This window comes from Atribacterota bacterium, assembly GCA_028703475.1.
Classification (GTDB): Bacteria; Atribacterota; Phoenicimicrobiia; order Phoenicimicrobiales; family Stramentimicrobiaceae; genus JAQVMU01.
The window spans coordinates 1-3,881 of the sequence record JAQVMU010000083.1 but is presented as its reverse complement, the minus strand read 5'-3'; the positions used below and the strand labels follow the sequence as shown (position 1 = coordinate 3,881).

Sequence of the window (3,881 nt, the reverse complement as noted above, 5' to 3'; positions counted from 1 at the left end):
GAATATCAGGGGGAGAAGAAGGGGCATTAAAAGGTCCTGCAATTATGCCCGGTGGTCAGGAAGAAGCCTACAAACTGATGCAAGACTTGTTTGAAAAAATTTCTGCAAAGGCTCATGATGATAAACCGTGTGTATCCTATATAGGGCCACATGGTGCAGGTCATTATGTTAAGATGGTACATAATGGGATTGAATATGGAGATATGCAGTTAATTGGCGAATGTGTCTGGACTTTAAAAAAGGCCTTTGGTTTGAGTTCTGAAGAGATTGGTGAAATTGTAGAAAAATGGAATAGTTATGATGATGTTTTAAGTTCCTATTTGATTGAGATTACTGCGGATAGCATGAAAGAAAAAGGGAAAAACGGTAATCATTCGCTTATTGATGTAGTGGCAGATATAACAAGGATGAAGGGAACAGGCACCTGGACGGTCCAGAGTGCATTAGAGCTGTTAGTTCCCATTCCAACTATTACTGCTGCTGTTTTCTCCAGAGAGATGTCTCAAAATAAAGACCAAAGACTTCAGCTTTCCCGGACATTGTCTTCATATGGAGAAAAAAATATCAACATTAATAAGAAAGAAATAATCCAGATTGCCCATGATGCACTTTACCTGTCGAAACTTTCTTCTTATGCACAGGGGATGGCTTTATTACAGGCAGCATCAGAAGAATATAAATTTAATCTGAACCTGAAAAATATTGTTGAAGGATGGCGTGCCGGATGCATAATCAGGGCACAATTTTTAGATGAGATTACCAAGGCTTATAAGGACAATCCTGATTTACTAAGTTTGCTGGTAGCACCACGTTTTCTGGAAGTGGTCCAGAATAATTTTGCTAAGTTAAACCGCTTTATCGAGATTGCCCATAAAGCAGGAGTACCTGTACCTGCAATGGATGGTTCCTTTGATTATATTTTACAGTTAGGCAGTCCAATTATGGTTTCAGCTCAGCTTGCAGCTATTCAAAGAGATTATTTTGGGGCACACGGCTATTTTAAACTAAAAGGTATTAACAATCCGGAAATTATTTTAAACCAGGATAATAAATGGAAGGAATTCCATACTCAATGGATGCTTCAAGGTCGTCCGGAAGAAGAATGGAACTAAAGAGTAATAAGTAATTAGTAAAGAGTAATGAGCAAATATTAAAGTAATTAGTAATAGGTAGTATTAAAAAAATACAGATAGCTATACAGCAAGAATGACAAGAAATGGACAAAAAAATAAGGAACCATAGAGATCTTAAAGTTTGGAATAAAAGTGTAGATTTAGTAGATAATATTTACAGAATAACTGAATCTTTTCCCAATAAAGAAATTTATGGGTTAACAAATCAAATAAGAAGATCGGCAGTTTCTGTACCTTCAAATATTGCTGAGGGGGCTGCTAGAAGTTCTAAAAAAGAATTTATTAAATTTTTGTATATTGCCTTAGGTTCATTAGCTGAACTCGAAATGCAAATAATTATTGCCAGCAGGTTAGGGTATTTAAATGATTTAGATTCTCTATTAAATGCTGTTAAATTGATACAAAAATTGTTAAATGGATTGATATATTCTTTGAAGAGATAATATTAAGCAGATGTATCCAGAGTTTATTACTTATTACTTATTACTCATCACTCATCACTTCAATAGGGGGATAGTATGTTATCAATAGAAAATCTTCAGGGTGAATTGACTGATGTACAGTTGGAAGATATGGTCAGGGAAGCACTAAAAGATTTTTCAAAAATAAATAAGGCTTTAATAATTCACCCTGATTATACCAGGACTGATTTTACAGATAGATTAGTACCGATAATTTATCGGGAATTGAAAAATAAACACCTAAAAAGGATTGATAGTCTTAATGCCGGTGGTACACATCGAAAGATGTCTGAACAGGAAATAAAGATTAAACTGGGGTTAATAGATAAAGATGACATAGTTTTTCATAATTTATATAATCATCATTTTGACCAGCAAGAGGATCTATCCACAGTTGGAGAAATTGATTCTTCCTTTGTATCTGAACAGACTAAGGGAGAATTAAACCAATCAATTCCGGTTGTAGTAAATAAACTTATTCTGGATAATTATGATTTAATTGTAACCTTATCCGGAACTTCGCCTCACGAGTCTGCAGGTTATTCAGGGGGATTAAAAATATTTTTTCCCGGTATATCCGGGCCGACTGTTATTGATCTATTACACTGGGCTGCAGTGCTGGTTGGTATCCCAAGCATTATTGGGTCAGTGGATAATCCTGCCAGGAAGGTTATAAATAAAGGATCTTCTTATATTTTTGAGGCTATCAAAGCCCCGGTTGTTTCCTTTAATATGCTATTTGAGGAAGGGCAGGAAAGCATTATTATTCCAAAGGGTTTGTATACAGGGATAGGTTTTGAGGGTTTTATTAAAGCCTACGAAGCTACTGCAGAGGCCAGTTCAAAAATACATATTGTCTATATAGAGGAACCTCTTGAACAGGCTGTTCAGGTAATGGATCTCTGTTATGATGAAGTCTGGACTGCGGGAAAGGGCTCCTATAAATTACAGTATCCAGGTGTAATGGCAAGGGAAGGAGAAATTATCATCTATGCACCCCATATTAAATTTTTTCATTCCCAAAAAGAGATGGACTGGACTATGAGAAGTTTAGGATATCATGGTAAGGACTATGTAATCGACTATCTTAAAAAATATCCTGATACTTCCAGAAATGTTGCTGCTCATGTCATAAATGTCCGTGGCAATGCTGAGTATAATCCGAAAAACGGAGAGGAATTATTTGATTTTCAGGTAACATTAGCTACTGGTATACCTGAAGATGTTTGTCAGAGAGTTGGTCTTGGTTATCGTGATCCAGCTACTATTCAAAAAGAAGACTTTGAAGGCCCTCACAAATTATGGATTGAACATGGAGGGAAATATCTATATAAATTAAAAAACTAGACCATAATAAAAAATTGAAAGGATAGGAGATAACGAATGCGAAATGCTGTTATAGCCCAATCTGGTGGGCCTACTTCAGTAATAAATAATACTGTTAAGGGTGCCATAGATGTACTAATGGAATCAAACAAAGTAGATAGTATATTAGGCGCCAAAATGGGAATTTTAGGTGTATTAAATGAAGAACTAATCGATATTTCAGCTCAGGACAAACATCAAATAGAATTGCTTTCACAAACACCTTCTGCAGGCACATTGGGCAGTTGCCGTTATAAGATAAAGAATGAAGAAGATTTAAATAGAATAGTTGAAGTTTTCAAAGCACACAATATAGGTTATTTTTTCTATTGCGGTGGTAATGATTCCATGGATACTGCTAACAAGGTTAGTATTGCTGCTAGGGAACAGGGGTTGGATTTAATAGCCGTAGGTATGCCCAAGACTATAGATAATGATGTTGGTGGCATCTTACAGTCTGATGGAACTTTTGCAATATGTGACCATGACCCGGGATATGGAAGTGTAGTCAGGAATCTAGCTATCAATATCCTGGAGGCTAATGAAGAAAATCAAGCCAGCTATACCAGTGACCCGGTTTTAGTTATTACGGTTATGGGTAGGAAAATTGGATTTATTCCTGCTGCAGCTCGTTTGGCAGATCCAAAAAGAGATATGCCCCTTAAGATATTTCTACCGGAGGCTCTTTCTAAAGATGATGGTAAGTCTAATTTAGAATTTATAACCAAAAGTGTAAATAAACAATTAGAGGAATTTGGACGCTGTATCGTGGTTATAGGCGAAGGAGTCAATTTGGGAGACCTGTCGATATTACAAGACAGTTTTGGCCATGCCCAGTTCAGCGCCAGTGGTTCAACAGTGGGAAAATTACTAATCAATCATCTTAACGGCCAGGACAGAAAAGATAAAGATGGAAGATCTG

At 36.3% G+C, this 3,881-nt stretch carries 4 protein-coding genes; all 4 read left to right on the top strand.

The features are described from left to right. Positions 1–1,112, top strand: a 1,112-nt coding sequence (locus PHQ99_07520; protein MDD4289418.1) for an NAD(P)-binding domain-containing protein, incomplete at its 5' end; no start/stop codon positions are given. Positions 1,113–1,216: 104 nt separating this feature from the next. Further along, positions 1,217–1,576, top strand: a complete 360-nt coding sequence (locus PHQ99_07515; GenBank protein ID MDD4289417.1) for a four helix bundle protein — start codon at positions 1,217–1,219, stop codon at positions 1,574–1,576. A 75-nt stretch (positions 1,577–1,651) separates the two neighbouring features. Next, positions 1,652–2,941 (top strand): lactate racemase domain-containing protein, encoded by a 1,290-nt coding sequence (locus tag PHQ99_07510; protein MDD4289416.1) that lies wholly within the window; start codon positions 1,652–1,654, stop codon positions 2,939–2,941. Positions 2,942–2,977: 36 nt separating this feature from the next. Next, on the top strand, positions 2,978–3,881 hold a 904-nt coding region (locus PHQ99_07505; GenBank protein ID MDD4289415.1), incomplete at its 3' end, for a 6-phosphofructokinase.

Coding starts and splice junctions, on each gene's coding strand:
- PHQ99_07515 (MDD4289417.1), top strand. CDS start 1,217: ATGGACAAAAAAATAAGGAACCATAGAGATCTTAAAGTTTGGAATAAA.
- PHQ99_07510 (MDD4289416.1), top strand. CDS start 1,652: ATGTTATCAATAGAAAATCTTCAGGGTGAATTGACTGATGTACAGTTG.